General features: G+C 73.7%; 14 protein-coding genes. 9 read left to right on the top strand and 5 right to left on the bottom strand.

Annotated features, from left to right (window positions below):
• The first annotated feature begins 226 nt into the window (after positions 1-226).
• The gene (locus IEY56_RS02485) at positions 227-547 is read left to right on the top strand and encodes a hypothetical protein (RefSeq protein ID WP_189035390.1); all 321 of its coding nucleotides are present in this window, start codon (positions 227-229) and stop codon (positions 545-547) included.
• Between the two features lie 225 nt (positions 548-772).
• Here the strand turns inward: IEY56_RS02485 and IEY56_RS02480 are convergent, their stop codons facing one another.
• The 3 genes from IEY56_RS02480 to IEY56_RS02470 all read right to left on the bottom strand — a co-directional run bounded on the left by IEY56_RS02480 (position 773) and on the right by IEY56_RS02470 (position 3,913).
• Positions 773-1,798 (bottom strand): aminoglycoside phosphotransferase family protein, encoded by a 1,026-nt coding sequence (locus tag IEY56_RS02480; RefSeq protein WP_189035389.1) that lies wholly within the window; start codon positions 1,796-1,798, stop codon positions 773-775.
• A gap of 169 nt (positions 1,799-1,967) precedes the next feature.
• Entirely contained in the window at positions 1,968-2,624 is a 657-nt protein-coding gene (locus tag IEY56_RS02475) for a response regulator transcription factor (protein WP_189035388.1), read from the bottom strand.
• A complete protein-coding gene (locus tag IEY56_RS02470; RefSeq protein WP_189035387.1) occupies positions 2,612-3,913 on the bottom strand; it encodes a sensor histidine kinase in 1,302 nt (433 codons plus the stop codon). The genes IEY56_RS02475 and IEY56_RS02470 overlap by 13 nt, the downstream gene beginning before the upstream one ends.
• 202 nt (positions 3,914-4,115) lie before the next feature.
• Between IEY56_RS02470 and IEY56_RS02465 the strand changes: the two genes are divergently transcribed.
• The 3 genes from IEY56_RS02465 to IEY56_RS02455 all read left to right on the top strand — a co-directional run bounded on the left by IEY56_RS02465 (position 4,116) and on the right by IEY56_RS02455 (position 7,482).
• Positions 4,116-4,358 (top strand): hypothetical protein, encoded by a 243-nt coding sequence (locus tag IEY56_RS02465; protein WP_189035868.1) that lies wholly within the window; start codon positions 4,116-4,118, stop codon positions 4,356-4,358.
• Between the two features lie 201 nt (positions 4,359-4,559).
• Positions 4,560-5,468, top strand: a complete 909-nt coding sequence (locus IEY56_RS02460) for a CPBP family intramembrane glutamic endopeptidase (protein WP_229711527.1) — start codon at positions 4,560-4,562, stop codon at positions 5,466-5,468.
• Positions 5,469-6,075: 607 nt separating this feature from the next.
• Entirely contained in the window at positions 6,076-7,482 is a 1,407-nt protein-coding gene (locus IEY56_RS02455) for a Glu/Leu/Phe/Val dehydrogenase dimerization domain-containing protein (protein WP_189035386.1), read from the top strand.
• A 210-nt stretch (positions 7,483-7,692) separates the two neighbouring features.
• On the opposite strand, the gene IEY56_RS28230 is transcribed toward IEY56_RS02455, so the two are convergent.
• Positions 7,693-8,481 carry a lysophospholipid acyltransferase family protein gene (locus tag IEY56_RS28230; protein WP_229711525.1) on the bottom strand — a complete coding sequence of 263 codons (789 nt, stop codon included), beginning with the start codon at positions 8,479-8,481 and terminating at the stop codon, positions 7,693-7,695.
• Between the two features lie 969 nt (positions 8,482-9,450).
• Between IEY56_RS28230 and IEY56_RS02445 the strand changes: the two genes are divergently transcribed.
• The 3 genes from IEY56_RS02445 (at position 9,451) to IEY56_RS02435 (ending at position 12,692) form a co-directional block, all read left to right on the top strand.
• Entirely contained in the window at positions 9,451-10,251 is an 801-nt protein-coding gene (locus IEY56_RS02445; protein WP_189035384.1) for a hypothetical protein, read from the top strand.
• Between the two features lie 453 nt (positions 10,252-10,704).
• Positions 10,705-11,673, top strand: a complete 969-nt coding sequence (locus IEY56_RS02440) for a helix-turn-helix domain-containing protein (RefSeq protein ID WP_189035383.1) — start codon at positions 10,705-10,707, stop codon at positions 11,671-11,673.
• Between the two features lie 20 nt (positions 11,674-11,693).
• Entirely contained in the window at positions 11,694-12,692 is a 999-nt protein-coding gene (locus tag IEY56_RS02435; protein WP_189035382.1) for a helix-turn-helix transcriptional regulator, read from the top strand.
• Positions 12,693-12,801: 109 nt separating this feature from the next.
• Here IEY56_RS02435 and IEY56_RS02430 read toward each other — a convergent pair whose 3' ends face one another.
• Entirely contained in the window at positions 12,802-13,098 is a 297-nt protein-coding gene (locus tag IEY56_RS02430; protein ID WP_189035381.1) for a hypothetical protein, read from the bottom strand.
• 231 nt (positions 13,099-13,329) lie between these two features.
• On the opposite strand from IEY56_RS02430, the gene IEY56_RS02425 reads away from it, so the two are divergent.
• On the top strand, positions 13,330-13,893 hold the full coding sequence (locus IEY56_RS02425) for a snapalysin family zinc-dependent metalloprotease (RefSeq protein WP_373292020.1): 564 nt from the start codon (positions 13,330-13,332) through the stop codon (positions 13,891-13,893).
• Positions 13,894-14,188: 295 nt separating this feature from the next.
• The gene (locus IEY56_RS02420; RefSeq protein ID WP_189035380.1) at positions 14,189-15,235 is read left to right on the top strand and encodes a hypothetical protein; all 1,047 of its coding nucleotides are present in this window, start codon (positions 14,189-14,191) and stop codon (positions 15,233-15,235) included.
• The last annotated feature ends 148 nt before the right edge of the window (positions 15,236-15,383 follow it).

Below are 15,383 nucleotides of genomic sequence, written 5' to 3'. Positions count from 1 at the left end.
TCAATTCCGAACGCGTGGGAAACAGAGTCATTCTGGCGCCTCCGCCGGGGAGACGCCATTGCCACCAAGGGCAATCGATTCACGGTCCACGGTCTTGCGATTGCCCGGGCCGGCAAAATTCCGTGCCCTCAACGGCGTTGCGCAGTGCGGAACTTGTGAAGGTCTTCGAGCTCTGCTCGGATTGCGTCGCGGGCGGCAATGCCGTCCTGGAAAAAGGAGAGAGAGAATGCGCAAGCTGCGAAGATCGATATCCGCTGCCTCCCTGACGGCAGTTCTCGCGGGCGGTTTGACGATGCTGAGTGCGACGCCGGCCCAGGCGGCCTGGCAGTGCACCGTCCCGCCCGGGATGACCTACACCTGGGTCACCTACGACGCCAAGTGCGGCGTGCCGAACGGCATGAGCTACGACGTCGTCGCCCCGTCGGAGGGCCAGTGGGCGTGCATGGCCCCGGTGGGCTGGAACTGGACCGAGACCCGCACCAGCACCCACTGCAGTGCCAACACCGGGTTCCCCACCACTGAGTACCGCCTCACGAAGGCGAACTGACCATGACGGGCCAGGCCCTCGTGATCCGCGGCGGGCGGGATGGCTCCACGCCGGCACGGGGCGGGAGGCACCCGCGCCCGCAGAGCGGCGAGGGCCGTCGCCGGGACGGGTGACCGTCCCGGCGGGCCGGCTCGGGGGCGGTCCGGTCAGGGACCGCCCCCGGCGTCACCGGAGCCGCGCCACGGGCCACGGGGCCCCGTGAGCCGTGCGTCCGGCCGGGGCCGCCTACAGGGGCGGCTCCGTGAGGAGTTCGAGCAGCCACCGGGTGCTCTCCGCGACTCCCGTCGCCGGGGCGGCGGACGGTGCCGGGAACAGACGCCCCCAGGAGCAGGCACGGCCGAGCGCGGCCAGCCGCCACGCGAGCCTCGCCGCCCTGCGCAGTTCCACCGCCGTGCGGCCCGCGCCCGTCCAGGGCTCCAGATAGGCGTCACGGAGGCGTGGCAGCATCTGCGGGCCGTACCGGTCGCAGGCTCTGCCGACGGGGACCGGGAGGCTGCAGAAGGGGTGGGAGACGGAGGCGTCGCCCCAGTCGAAGAAGACGAACCGTCCGTGCCGGGTACGGAAGACCTGCCGGTCGTGGAGATCGGCGTGGTCCAGGGAGTCGGCGATGCCCACCGCCGCGAGCTCCGCGCACCACTCCACGAGCCGGGGGCGGAGAGCGGCGAGCTTCCCTCGTTCCGCGGACGGTAGCGCGGGGTTCTCCGCGAGGAGCCGGTCGAAGACGCCGGGCAGCGCCGCGGTGCGTGCGCCGGGAACGCCCAGCAGCTCCATGTCGCGGGCGTACGGCGTCAAGTCCCGCTGCACGGCGGCGTACTGCCTCAAAAGCTCCTCCCACGCGCCGGGGCCCGCCGCGCCCCTGTCGAGGAGGTCGCGGAAGGGCTCTCCTCCGTGGGGCAGGAGGGACCAGCCCCGCTCCGCGTCGACGGCGATCGGCTCCAGTACGTGCACCGGCACCCAGCGCGCCAGCGCCGCGCCGAGCGGAGCCTCGAACGCTCCGGCGGGCGGATTCGCCTTGAACCAGACGGTGCCGCCGCCCCCGACGGACACCCGGATCAGGACGGACCACGGCCGGAGCCTCACCCTCTTGACCGCGGCCGTCCTCAGGCCGCGGTCCGCGAGCCGGTCCTCGATCCAGCCGCAGGCGGCGGCCCGCCAGGTGGCGTCCGCCCAGGGGGTCGACGCGTCCTCGTAGGCGCCCCGGTCGACCTCGAAGGGGCCTGGTCCGGCGGCCTCCGTCGGCTCGTGCTGCATCGCGCCATCCCAGCAGCGCGCCGGATCCGTCTGCCACTGCTTTTCGTGCGCGGCGGTCCCGGCGGTCCCGTGCCCGGTCCAGGCGAGCCCGCCGCGCACGTCTCACTTCCGCACCGCCGGGACCGCCGCAACGCAGCACTGCCGCAACCGCCGTGCGGCGGCGGCGAGTTCACGCCAGCCGCCGTACGCCCTCCAGATAGCGGAGCACGGCTGCCACCCGGCGGTCCACACGGTCCGTGGGGGAGAGGTCGAGCTTCGCGAAGATGCTGCGGATGTGCTTGTGCACCGCGCCCTCGGTCACCACGAGCCGCTCGGCGATGGCGGCGTTGCCCATGCCCTCCGCCATGAGGGCGAGGACGTCGCCTTCCCGGGGGCTGAGCCTCTCCAGCCTGCTGTCCCGGGAAGAGGTGAAGAGCTGCGCCACGACCTCCGGGTCGATGGCGGTGCCGCCGCCGGCGACGCGCCGCAGCGCGTCCATGAACTCCTCGACCCTGCCCACGCGTTCCTTGAGGAGGTAGCCGAGGCCCGCGACACCGCTGGTGAGCAGCTCCGTGGCGAAGGTCTGCTCGACGTACGCGGAGAGCACGAGCACCGCCAGGCCCGGGCGGCGGCGCCGCGCCTCGACCGCCGCGACGATTCCCTCGTCGGTGTGGGTCGGCGGCATCCGCACGTCGAGGACGGCGACGTCCGGTTCGTGTGCGTCGATGGCGGCGAGTGCCTCCTCCGCGGTGCCGGCCGTGGCGACCACGTCCATCGACTCGGCGCGCAGCAGCAGGGCGAGCCCCTCGCGCAGCAGGGGGTCGTCCTCGGCCATCACGATCCGCATGGCAGCTCCACCTCGAGTGTCGTCGGTCCGCCCAGGGGGCTGGACAGCGAGAAGTCTCCGTCGTGCGCGGCGATCCGGCGGCGGATTCCGGTCAGCCCGGAGCCGCCCCCCGCACCGGACGCCCCGCCGTGCAGGGCGGCTTCGGCGCCGCCCCGTCCGTCGTCCTCGACGCGCAGCCGCAGCCGCCCGCCGCTGCTGCGTACGGTGACGACGGCCTGATGGGCGCCGCTGTGCTTCGCGACGTTGGTCAGGCCCTCGGCGACGGCGAAGTACGCGGTCGCCTCCACCGACGCCGCGCACCGCTCCGGCACGTCCACGTCTATCCGGCAGGGCACGGCGCAGTCGGCCGCGAGCCCGGCGAGCGCACCGGCCAGGCCCCGGTCCGCGAGGACGGGCGGCAGGATGCCGCGCGCGACGGAACGGAGTTCGGCCAGGGCCTGTTCGGCGGCGGACTGGGCGCGCTCCAGCAGCTCGTCGGCCCCCGCCGGGTCGCCGGACGCCATGCGCCGGGCCGCTCCGAGCAGCACGGTGACCGTCACGAGCCGATTCTGCGCGCCGTCGTGCAGGGAGCGCTCGATGCGGCGCAGCTCGGTGGCGTGCGCGTCGAGAGCCGCGGCGCGTGTGGCGGCGAGTTCGGCCACGCGCAGGGACAGGTCCGCTTCCGGGCCCGCCGTGAGAAGCCGCCGTCCCGGATTCGCCTGGAGCCGTGCCATGCCGGGCGTGAGGCCGAGGACGACGGCGGCCCAGCCCAGACCCAGCAGGACGACGGCGAGGGCGTCCGGCCAGGACTCGGCGGTGCCGACCCCCAGGGACGTACTCGTCGCGTCCGCCGGGACGAGCCGCCACCACAGCGGGAACGAGATGTCGCGGACGGCCGCGACCGGCAGGACGAGCCCGCACAGCCCCAGCAGGAGCCCGGACGTCGCGTGCCGCACCAGCCAGCGCAGCTCCCGCCGCGTGGTGGGATCGGCGAGAGCGGGCCGCAGCCGCGTCGGCGGGTCGTCAGGTGCGGCCGGCTCCGGGCCCCAGCGGGCGAGCCGGGCACGCTCACGGGCCGCGAGCGCGTGCAGGGCGCGCAGCGTCGCGGGCGCGAGCAGCAGACCGGCCCCCACCAGCGACGCCGCCGCGGTGAAGGCCACGCACAGCAGCACCGGCAGTGCCAGGAAAGCCGTGCCGAGCCCGCCGACGAGCTGCGCCAGCGCGGCGGCCGCGCTGCCAGCGGTCCGCGCCGCGGTCTGCCGCAGGCCCGAGTCCCGTTCGGCGTCCCCCGTCGTCTGTCCGCTCGTCATCGGCCCTCCACCCCCTTCGCGGAGGACCTTATGACGCCCCGGAGTTCGGCGCCGCCCGCAGACCGGGAAAGTACAGCCTGCTGTACCTCGCACCGGCCGGTGTACGGGATCGTCGCCGAGGGGGGCGCTCCGTAGCGTCGGATGAACGAGAGCCGGCCGGGCCGACAGCCGGCCCGGACCGCGAACCCGTGGAGGGAACACCATGACGAACACCGGCCCCCGCCCCGTCACCGTGCCGGACGACGCGCAGACCGCGGCGGCGCCGAGCGTCTCCCGCGGCCAGGTCCTGCGCTCGCTGCTGTGGACGCTTCTGGTGATCAGCGCGGTCGCCAACACGCTCGCCTCGTTCGCCGGCGCGGACACGGGCGTGCATCTGGTCTGCGGTGCGGTCACCGCCGTCACCGGGGGTCTGCTGATCGCGCGCCGGCTGCGGCAGAGCCGGTAGGGTTCCGCGCCGGCACGGAGGCCCTGGCCGGGCGACCGGCCGGGGCCTCCGGCATGTCACGGGGCGGCCCCCCGCCGGGGTGCGGCAGGCCCGAAGTACAGCCTGCTGTACCGCCACTTGGGCTGTGCACGGCAATGACCGCGGGTGCTCCGCGCTGATGTGCTCGGCACGTCGCGCAGACCACACCGGAGGGACACCACAGTGACGACGACCAGAGCTCCCGGGAGCCTCGAAGACCGCCCGGACGGCACCGGCTCCGGACCGCGCGCCGGTGTACGCGAGAGCATCCGGCGCTCCCCACTGGCCTGGTTCTTCTCGCTGGCGTTCGCCTTGAGCTGGGCGGCCTGGGTGCCGTACGTACTGTCCGAGAACGGCCTGGGAGTCTGGCACTTCGCCTTCCCCTCGGTCGCCGGCACCACCCAGCTCCTGGGCGTCCTGCCGGGCGCCTACCTGGGACCCATCCTTTCGGCCTTCCTGATCACCGCGATCACCGAGGGCCGCCCCGGGCTGCGGGCGTGGTCGGGACGGCTCGCCAGGTGGCGGGTCGGCTGGCGCTGGTACGCCATGGTGCTCGTCTCCGTGCCGGCGGCGCTCACCCTCGCCTCCGTCGCACTCGGCGGCAGCGCGCCCGTGCTGCCGGGCGCCGCGGTGCTTGCCGCGTACCTGCCGGGGCTGCTCCTGCAGATGATCACCACCGGCCTCGCCGAGGAGCCCGGCTGGCGCGAGTTCGCCATGCCCCGGCTGCAGCGCCGCTTCGGTCCGGCCCTGGCCAGCCTCGTCGTCGGCCCGCTCTGGGGCGCCTGGCACCTGCCGCTGTTCCTGACGGAGTGGGGCGGCGGCCCCCACGTGACCTGGCTAGAGCCGGTGGAGTTCGTCGCCACCACGATCGCCTTCAGCTACGTCATGACCTGGGCCTTCAACCGCACGGGCGAGAGCCTGCCGCTCGTCATGCTGCTGCACACCGGCGTCAACAACTACTTCTCCCTCGCCTGGGACGAGATGTTCCCGGACCTGCCCGACGGGTACGCCGCCCACGCCTTCCTGCTCAGCTCGGCGACGGCCGCCATGGTGCTGCTCGTGGCCACCCGCGGCAGGCTCGGCAAGCCGTAGCGCCGGGGCGTTCGGGGTGCGGGACCCGGCGGGTGCCTCCGCCGGGGAGCCCGCCGGGGAGGTCCGCAGGGTCGGCGTCCTCGAACAGAGAAACCCAGGGGGCCGCGGCAGGGGCGCAGTGGCGGTGACCTGCCCCGGGCTGACTGCCCGTCAGCTTTCCGGGGAGCCCGTTCGGCCGACCCTTCTGAGCTGCGTTTTCCTTGTGTTCGAATTCGCCGGCGGGGGCCGCGAAAACCGGTGCGGGAACCGACCCAAGAGATGCCTTGACAAGGGATGAAGCGCGACCTCACAGTAGGCGCTACGCACAACGCAACCGGATGCGTTCTCTGCGTAATTTCCGAAAGACCTCTTCTCGTCGCCCTTCTCTGGGGCTCACCACAAGTGTGTCCAGGGCGCGAATTCGTCCTGCCCGTATTGCCGCCGGCTTCCCGCCTGCGCGCAGCCGACAGAAATTCAGCGGCGAAACAATCCGCCGGCAAACCTGGGATTCCGGCCTTCCATGGCCGGTACCCGGGCCTGTGCGCGTGCGTCTGCACGCGAGAGCAAGTGCCTATCAGTGAGTGGAAAGGGTGAGTGCCAAGTGACGCAAGCTGCTGTCGAAACACCAATGCAGGTTCTTGAGCATGAACCTTTTCTGCAGGTCACGTGGCGCGACTCCGTCACGCCCGCTCGCGGCTTCGTCGTCATCGACCAGCTCGTGACGGGCATCGCCACGGGCGGCCTGCGTATGCGCCCCGGGTGCACGATCGGTGAGGTCTCCGAACTCGCCCGTGAAATGACGCTGAAGATGGGCGCATTCGGAATTCACGTCGGAGGCGCGAAGGGCGGCATCGACTTCGACTCGGCGGACCCGCGGGCCGAAGAGGTGCGGGAGCGCTTCCTCGAAGCCGTCCGCCCCCTGCTGGAGCGGTTCTGGGTGACGGCGGGCGACCTCGGCACGCAGCAGGAGCAACTCGACCGCGCATTCGCCAGGGTGGGTATCGGCGAGACCTCCTTCCACGCCGCCGTCGTCCGCTCGCCGGACGAGGCCGAGGTCCGGGCGCGTATCCACCAGGCGTTCACCACACGGACGGACGGTCTGCTGCTGTCGGAGCTGATCGGCGGCTTCGGCGTCGCGGAGTCCGCGCTGGCGGCTCTGGAGCACGAGCGCATCCCGGCCGGCACCGCCCGCGCGGTCGTGCAGGGCTTCGGTGCCATGGGCGGCTCCACGGCGCTCTACCTGGCGCGCGCCGGGGTCACGATCGTCGGCGTCACCGACGCCCAGGGCCTGATCCTCAACACCGAGCGGGGCCTGGACGTCGAGAGCCTGCTGGCCGCGCGGAGCACGAGCGGCGTCATCGACCGCTCCGTGCTGCGCGAGGACGACGTGGAAGGCCCCGGCGATGCCTGGCTCGACCAGGACGTGGACGTGCTGGTGCCCGCGGCCGTCTCCTACTCGATCACGGCGGACAACTGCGACCGGATCCGCGGCAGGCTCGTGGTGGAGGCCGCCAACGTGCCCACCACCCCGGAGGCGGAGCAGCGCCTCCTGGAGCGCGGGGTGACCGTGGTCCCGGACTTCATCGCCAACACCGGCGCCGCGGCCGGGGCGTGGTGGGTCATCCTCGGCGAGGTCGTCAGCCCCGCCGGGGCGTGCACCCGGCTGTCCGCGCAGATGCGCCCGCTCGTCCGCGACCTGATGACCAGGGCGGCGGCGGCCGGGACGTCCATGCGGGAGGCGGGCGTGCAGTTCGCCAAGGAGAACTCGCAGCGGATGATCGGCGAGTACGGTGCGGCGGTCGCCTTCCGCGACCTCTTCCCCGCCGTCCCGCAGGGAGCGATCGGCGAGGACGACGAGGACGGCGCGGGCGTGGAGGTCGCGGTCCCGGCGGAGGCCGTCGCCGCACCGCCGAGCGGCACCTTCCCCGTCGCCGGCGACCTGGTCGACGCACCGATGGAGACGGGCCGTCAGCCCGCTGCGGCCTTCCCCGCCTACTGGCCCGGGACGGCCGACGAGAGCGCCGGCCAGGCCTGAACCGCCTTTCCCGGACGCACCACCGGCGCCCCGCCGGACGTGCTCAGGCACGCCCGGCGGGGCGCCGTCCGTACCGGAACCGCCCCGCGGGACCGGCACGTTGACGGCGTCCCGCACCCCGGCGGCCCGGCCGCTCCTGAAGCGGGGCTCGCGCGGCACAGAGCAGGCACCCGCGCAGCCGCGGCGGAGGGCGCTCACGTACCCGGCCCGCTACCGGCTGTCCCACCGCGCGGAGGAAGGACCGGACCCGGGGCCCCGGCCGGAGGCGACCCGTCCGTGGTCGGGGTCCGCCGCACGCCCCACGGCCTCGCACACGGCGGCGTGCGCGGCGGCCGCCAGCGAGCGGCGGTCATGACCGCCGGGCCACAGCGGGGGACAGGGCCGCACGAGAGCGGTGAGTCCTTCGGCGGCGGCGACACGCCGCAGCGAGCCGAGGAGGGTGTCGTCGCCGACGTACGAGGCCGCGGTGCTGCACTCGCCTCCGAGCGTGAAGTCGATGCCGAGGGGGCGTACCGGTGCCCCGGCGTCGAGGGCCGCCTGGAACGTGGCGCGCCGGAACGGCCCGCCCGGGGCGGTGCACCAGGTGGCGCCCTGAGGGAAGACCATCATCGACTCGCCGTCCCGGAGACGGGCGGCCAGGGCCGCCACGGTCTCCGGGAGCCGGCGCACGGCTCCGCGGTCGATGAACCGGCTGCCGGTCCTGCGGGTCAGCGTCCCGATGACGGGCCACGCGGCGACCTCGCGCTTGGCGATCAGGGGCACGGGTTCGACGGCCAGAGCCGCCACCACGTCGAGCCAGGAGACGTGGTTCGCGACGATCAGCGTGCCGGTGGACGCTCCCGGCACCCGCAGCGGCCCCGCCGCCGCGTCGAGGCCGACGCCGAGCGCGTCCAGTACGGACTGCGCGTGCCGCCGCAGGACGGGCGGATCCGTGAGCTCCTTCCCCGCGGCGAAAGCACGGCTGACGGCGGCGCCGAGCCCGGCGTACCGGCGGAGCACCGTTCCTGGAGACGGCCGCGCTCCGGCCGGGCGGGCGTGCGGCGCGGGCGTGACGCAGCGAGGCGTGCAGGGGGACAGCAGCCCCCAGGTGTCCGCTCCCGCCTCCGGGCGGGCGCGGGATCTCACCGCCGCGCGCCGGGGGAGTGATGCCGGCGGAGGCCGTCCGCGGGCAGGGGCGGGCGCGGACGTATGCCGGCCTCGGCGGCGCGGGCACGGGCGCGGAGTCGCTGGCTGGGACGCATCCACCCTTTCGTAGCAGTGAAAGGGGCCGTGCACACCGCAGTTGTGGTGCACGCGACACCACGGCCGGGGTCCGGCCCGTGGCAGGCGACGCGTGGGGAGGACCGGTTCCGCCGCCGGAGACCTCGCGGGGCGGGCGGACGAGCCGTCCGGAGTCAGGGGGTGATCCGGGCTGATCCACTCCAGGAGCCGCCCGGATTTCCCGCTTCCTTTACGGGAAATCGAATTTGTGACGGCGTAATTCCGGCCAGTGCGGGACATCGGTGCGCCGCGCGCACTGGCCGGAATGCGGTCATGAAGATCGGGCAGTGCGGTCGGGAACGGACGCAGCCGCTCCCCTTCCTCGGGTCCCCGCGAGGGCGCGGCGAGGGGTGAGCGGGGGTGCGGGGATCAACGATCTTTCCCTGGCCGAGGGGCCGTCTGGCCCCTCGGCGCGCGGCTGTTCCGGCCTCGGATGATCGACTGACTCCCCTTCAGGCGTGAGCACCGGCCGAATTCTGCTAATGCAGCTGCACAATTTCGCCGAGATTCTCCTTCCGGCCGCTGAAATTGCCCTGCATACAATCGAAAACCGCTACGGTCATGCTCGGACGACCGCGCGTCGACGGGGGCGTGCGGACGGCACTCGGGGGAATGCCGCGACGGCTGCGACAGCGTCCGCATGAGCCCGTCCTGACCAGATGGCTCTCGCCGAGCGGCGCGACGCCTCTCCACCGAGGAGGACGGCCCGTGGCTATTCAGGAGTGCTCCGGGTGCGGGGCGCAGGTACAGCCCGACGGAACGTCGCCCTGCTCGTGCGTGCTCGCCGCGGCGGACGAGGTCGACGCGGCGTTCAAGGGATCACCCCGGCCGCAGGGCAGGACCAGATCGTCCTGGCGCATCGTGGGCAGGCCGCCGCAGCCCGTACTGGTGCAGAGCGGCGAGGAGCGCGGACTCCGAGGGTCCGGGCGCGCCAGGGGAGCCGCGCTCGGTCTCGTGATGGCCACGATGGTGGGAACCCTGGCCTTCGTCGTGGGGGCGGCGAATTCGGGCCAGTCGCAGCATGGCGAGTCGCCCTTCCCCTCCTCGACCGGCGTGGGCGTCCTGCCGCGGCCGGTGGAGGGCAACGCGGCCTTCCCCGGCGGTGACTTCGGCAAGGGCGCTTCACCTGACCCCTCGCGGAGCGACGCCACGCAGGACGACCGGGCGGAAGCAGCCGGGGACGCGGAGGAGCCGGCGGAGGCGCCCTCGTCTTCCGCCGAACCGTCCTCCGAGGTCCCCTCGTCGCCCTCGGACGGCGCGGCGGGCGGCGGTTCGGACGGAGGGACGTCCGACGGCGGCACCTCGGACGGCGGTTCCTCCGACGGCGGTTCCTCCGACGGGGGTTCGTCCGAAGGCGGTTCGCAGTCCCCCTCGCCCAGCCCGAGCGGGGATGAGGGAGGCGCGTCCGACGGCGGCAGCACCGAGGGCGACGGCGGTGCGGACGGCGGCGGTGGCGAGGAGGACTCGGGCGGGCTCCTGGGCGGGCTGCTCGGCGGCATCCTCGGCTGACGGCTGACAGATGACGACCGACGGCTGACAGATGACAGCTAACAGATGACGACCGACAGTTGACGGCTGACGACCGACAGATGACGGTCGGCCCGGCTGCTCCTGCTCCGGCTGCTCCGGCGACCGGCCGCGGCGCAGCCACCGTGGCGCGCCGCGTTCGGGCTGACGCACCGGAAGGACCCGAGCGGGTTCCGCGCGAGCCGTAGCCGCGCACCGCGGCCCCCGTGTCTCCGCCCCGGGCGCCGCACGGCGCCGGCGCCCCCTTGGACCGCACTCCGGCCTGCGGCATTCACCTGCCGCGGGCCTCTCTCACACAGGTCTCCCACACAGGCCCGAGGGCCGGATCGTGGTGTCCCCTGGAACGGCGATCATGGCGGGCCGCCCCCGCCCGGGCGAGGAGTACGGTCGGAGGAGGACCGGGGAGATCCGAGCCACCACTCCGTGGAGGCACTGATGACGGAAGGCACCGAGCAGTCCCTCGAGGTGGAGCACTTCGAATTCGGTACGTCGGATCCGAAGACCGCGGAATCCGTGACGAAGAGCGTGTACGGCGACTGCCGGCAGAGCGGCAGGGGCGCGGAGGACTTCACCTTCAGTTTCCGGCGTACGAGCGCCGGCGGGATAAGCCTCGACCATGTGGTCCACACGATGGACATGAGCGTCGACTACGCAGGCACCGACGGCCTGATGTTCATCTTCGTCACCGGCGGCACCTTCGGCGTCGCGTCGAACGACCAGGAGGCCCGGCTGAGGATCGGTGACACGGCCCTCTACCCGGTGGGCGTCCCCGTCCGTCTCGCCTGGGACCGCCTCCGCGCGGAGATCCTGTCCGTGCCCCCGGAGGCGGTGGAGAGGGCGGCCGCCCCCGGCGGCGGAGGGGTGCGCTTCCTCGGCACCAGCCCCGTCTCACCGGCGATGGACAGGTACTGGCGGTCCACGGTCGGATACGTCAGCCACCAGCTGGAGACGCCCCACAGCCCCCTCTCCTCGCCGCTGGCACGTGCCCAGACGCTCGACCTGCTCGCTTCCGCGGCCGTCAAGGCGTTCCCCAACACGACGATGACGGCGGACTACCACCCCGGTCCCGGCCATGCCTCCCCGGCCGCCGTCCGCAAGGCGGTCGAGTTCATCGAGGCGAACGCCGACCGGCCCGTCGGGCTGTCCGACATCGCGGCAGCGGCGGCGACGTCCCCCGGTGCGCTCGAAGCCGCCTTCCCGCTGCATCACGGCACGTCGCCGCTCGGCTACCTGCGCCGCGTGCGTCTCGAACGGGCCCACCGCGACCTGGAGTCGACCGACCCCGCCAGCGGCGCGAGCGTCCCCCACATCGCGACGCGCTGGGGGTTCCCGCAGTCCGGAGCGTTCGCCGCCCACTACCACGACGTGTACGGACGGCCCCCCGGCCACACCCTGCACACCTGACCTCCCGCTGCGAGAAGCCCATGGACGACGCCACGGAAGAGACGCCGGCACGGAAGCGGCCGCCCGTGCAGCGCGTGTTCGAGACCTCCGACGTCGACGTCGCGCGCGACTTCATGAACGCGGCCTACGGCACCAGCCTGCGGATGAGGGGCAGTGCGCGCAGGCAGCTCGTCAGGCACGCGCGATTCGACTACGGCTCGTTCTGCCTGGACGACGTCACGCTCTCCATGGAGACCCGCTACGACGCCGAGCCCCTGGGGTGCCTCGCGGTGGTCGAGCCGAGGACGGGCTGGGTGGAGCACCGGTGGCCGGACGGCGGCGAGCGTGTCGGGCCGGGCGAGATCGCGGCGATCTCACCCCCGGACCGACCCTTCACCGCACTGGCGCACCAGCTGGAGTTCGACTCCGTCGTCCTGGGGCAGCCGGCTCTGGAGCGCAACGCGACGCTCCCCGAGGGCGGCCGGTCCGAGTCCCTGCGCTTCACCGGCATGCGTCCGGCGTCGCCCGGTCTGGCGGACCGCTGGCGCGGCGCCGTCGCCCACGTGCGGGACGTCCTGGCCGTGAACCCGCAGGCGATGAGCGAACCCCTCGTCATCGGGAACATGGCACGTGCCCTCGCGGAGAGCGCGCTCGCGGCGTTCCCCAACTCGGGTTCTGCGGAGCCCACTTCGAGGGACGGCAGCGACGCGACGCCGGGCGCCGTCCGCCGTGCCGTCGCGTTCATCGAGGAGCGCGCGGACTCCGACATCACGCTGCTCGACATCGCCCGCGCGGCCCGCGTGAGCCCTCACGCGCTCCGTATCGCCTTCGCCCGGCACCACTCCCGCAGCCCGTTCGGCTGTGTGACGGGAGTCAGGCTGGACCGCGCGCACTTCGACCTCCTGCAGGCCGACGGCGAGAACGGCGACGCCACCGTCTCGGCCGTGGCCGCGAAATGGGGGTTCCCCAAGCCGTCGCGTTTCGCCGCCCTCTACCGCGACGTGTACGGGGTCGGCCCGCACGACACCCTGTCGCTCTGAGCGGGGCACGGCCCTGCCGCCCCAGACCGGCCGACGGCACGGCCCGGATCCGCACAGCCCGCGAACCGCGTTCACCCGAGGGTGGATCGGGCCCGCGGCGTCCGTCGCCTCAGTCGGTCGCTGTGCCGTGGCCGTCCTGCTCGGGGAGGGTCGCCGCGTCACCGTGGAACTGCGCGTCGAGCGCGTTCGCCGCTCCGAGGGCCGTCAGGACCCAGGCGTCGTCCTGGGGCCGACGCCGGGCGGCTTCACGGTGCGCGAGCGCCGCTTCCAGCTCGTCGAGGGCGCTCTCCAGCAGGGCGCCGTCGGTTCCGGCCGCGGCCTCGCGGACGCGCTGCCGGGCTTCCTGCACCCCCTGGTCCGCGTCCGCGTACAGGGCGTCGGGTTCTGACTTCTCCGGGTCAACCATGGCTCCGAGCCTACGGTTTCCGCGCCGTGCGCCGCCGCGCCGGGTTCCCGGGCCGGGGGCGGCGGGCTCGCGAGGGCGGAGGAGCAGGGGCTCGGGGGCGCGTGCGGGCGGAGAGGTGCCGGGCGTCAACTGCCGTAAATACGCCGGAGATTGGGTTTCGAGGTATCCGCGGGGCCCGGTGGGGCATGAACACGCCAACACTAGAGCTCTGTCCCCCACCAGGAGGCTGATGTGTTGGTCCGCAACCTCGTAAGAACGGCCCTCGCCGGGGCGTTGACGGCCGTGGTCATGCTGGGCGGCCAGGCCGTCGCCGCTTCGGCGGCAGCACCGGACGAAGCCGCCGCGCCGGTAGTCCTCACCTACGACGCCAGCGGGTCGGAGGAGTTCGCCGACGCGGTGGCGAGCGGCGTGCAGGTGTGGAACGAAAGCGTCACCGGCGTCCGCCTCGAAGCGGCCGGCGCCGGCGAGCAGGCGAACGTGCGCATCGTCGCCGACGACGGCTGGCCCCGCGCCATCACCACGAGCCTCGGCAACGGCATCGTCTACATGGGCCGCGAGGCGGTGCAGCAGGGGTACCACACGACGCGCATCGCCTCCCACGAGCTGGGGCACATCCTCGGCCTGCCCGACATGAAGCCGGGCCCGTGCTCCAGCCTGATGTCGGGCTCGTCCGCGGGTCCGGAGTGCACCAACCCCGACCCCGACGCCGCGGAGAAGGCGGAGGTCGAGGAGAACTTCGCCGGCGGCCTCGCGGAGACGCGGGGCGATGAGCGGACGAAGGTCTTCGCGGACTGACGTCCCGACGGAGAGATGCAGTCGCCGCGGTGGCCCCGGGTGCGCCCGAGGTCACCGCGGCGGGCTGTGCGTACGTCGACACAGAATCTTCGTACATACGGCCGAGAACCAGTTACCTTCGTGGAACACTCTTGCGCCGGTGCCGTCGTACGGCACACCACCGCTGAGAACGGCACCGGCTGAGAGCGGCAGACCGCCGAGAGACGTCGCGACGACAGGGACGAACGGATGCGGCGATCCTGCGGGCCCCGGGGGCCGGCAGGACGCGCACCGTGGCCATTGAGGAGGACCGCCCGTGGCAGCACAGAAGTGCTCCGGGTGCGGGGCACGCGTACAGGGGGACGAGCCCGCACGATGCTCGTGCGCGCGCACGGCCGTGGAGGAGGTCGACGCGATATTCGACTCCTACCGGCCCGATGAGAGCGGCGCCCAGTCCGGCGACCCTGCGGACGCCCCCGCAGGCGCGGCCGGGGGCGACGGGGACGCCGGAGCGGCCCGGGACGCCGCCCGAGCCGGGGACGACGGGGGTGACGGGGATTCCGCGGACGACGCGGACGACTGTGACGACGGGGACGCCTCAGCGCGGCACGGCGGGGGAGAGGGCGCCGCGTCAGGGGAAGGAGCGGAGCCCGCGTCGGAGAGCGGCGGCGAACCCGCCTCCGGGGCGGCAGCAGAGACTCCGCCGGGACGCGACGGCGATGCCGGGTCCCCGCACACCGGTGCGTCGGCGTCCGACGGGCCGGTTCCGGGCGGTCCTGCTGGCGCCGAGGGAGACGAGGACGGAACGCCGGGCGCGCCGCGCGGCGGACGTCGCGGGAGGCGGGTCGCCCTCGGACTCGGCGCCGCGGCGACGCTGGGCACCGTGGTCTTCACGGTCGGCGCGATGAACTCGGGCCCGGTGCCCCAGGGCGGCGACCCGTCGGTGCCCGCGTCGACCGACAGGGACCGGGGCCCGGAGCCGATGGAGGGCGCCGATGTGGCCCCTCCCGGGAAACCGCCCCTGACGGGCACCCCCTCGAAGCCCGGCGAGGAGCGCGGCACGGGCGGCGTCCGCGAGGGCGGCGGCGCGGAGCACCCCGGCTCCCGTCCTCCCGCGCAGGGCGGTGCCACCTCGCCTCCCTCGGGCGGGGCGACCGGCGGCACCTCGCACGGCGGCGGGTCGTCCGAGCCCGGTCCGTCCGGCGGAGGGCCCTCGGGGTCGCCCAGCGGCACGGACGGAGGCGGGGACGGTTCGTCCTCGGACGGCGGCTCCGGCGATTCCGGCGGGAGCGGCGGCTCGGACGGCGGGGGCGAGCACGACGGCGGATTCCTGGGCGGCCTCCTCGGCGGCATCCTGGGTTAGGCCGTGTCTTCAATTGATCTTGTGTGGTGGATCATGGTCGGGTGATACGTCGCCATGAACTGTCCGATGAAGAGTGGGAGTTCCTGCGCCCGCTGCTGCCCGAGTCGTTGCGTGGGCGGAAACGGTTGGACGATCGAACCGTGCTCAA

This window comes from Streptomyces daqingensis (genome assembly GCF_014645895.1).
GTDB classification, from domain to species: domain Bacteria; phylum Actinomycetota; class Actinomycetes; order Streptomycetales; family Streptomycetaceae; genus Streptomyces; species Streptomyces daqingensis.
This window is presented reverse-complemented; position numbering and strand designations above follow the sequence as displayed.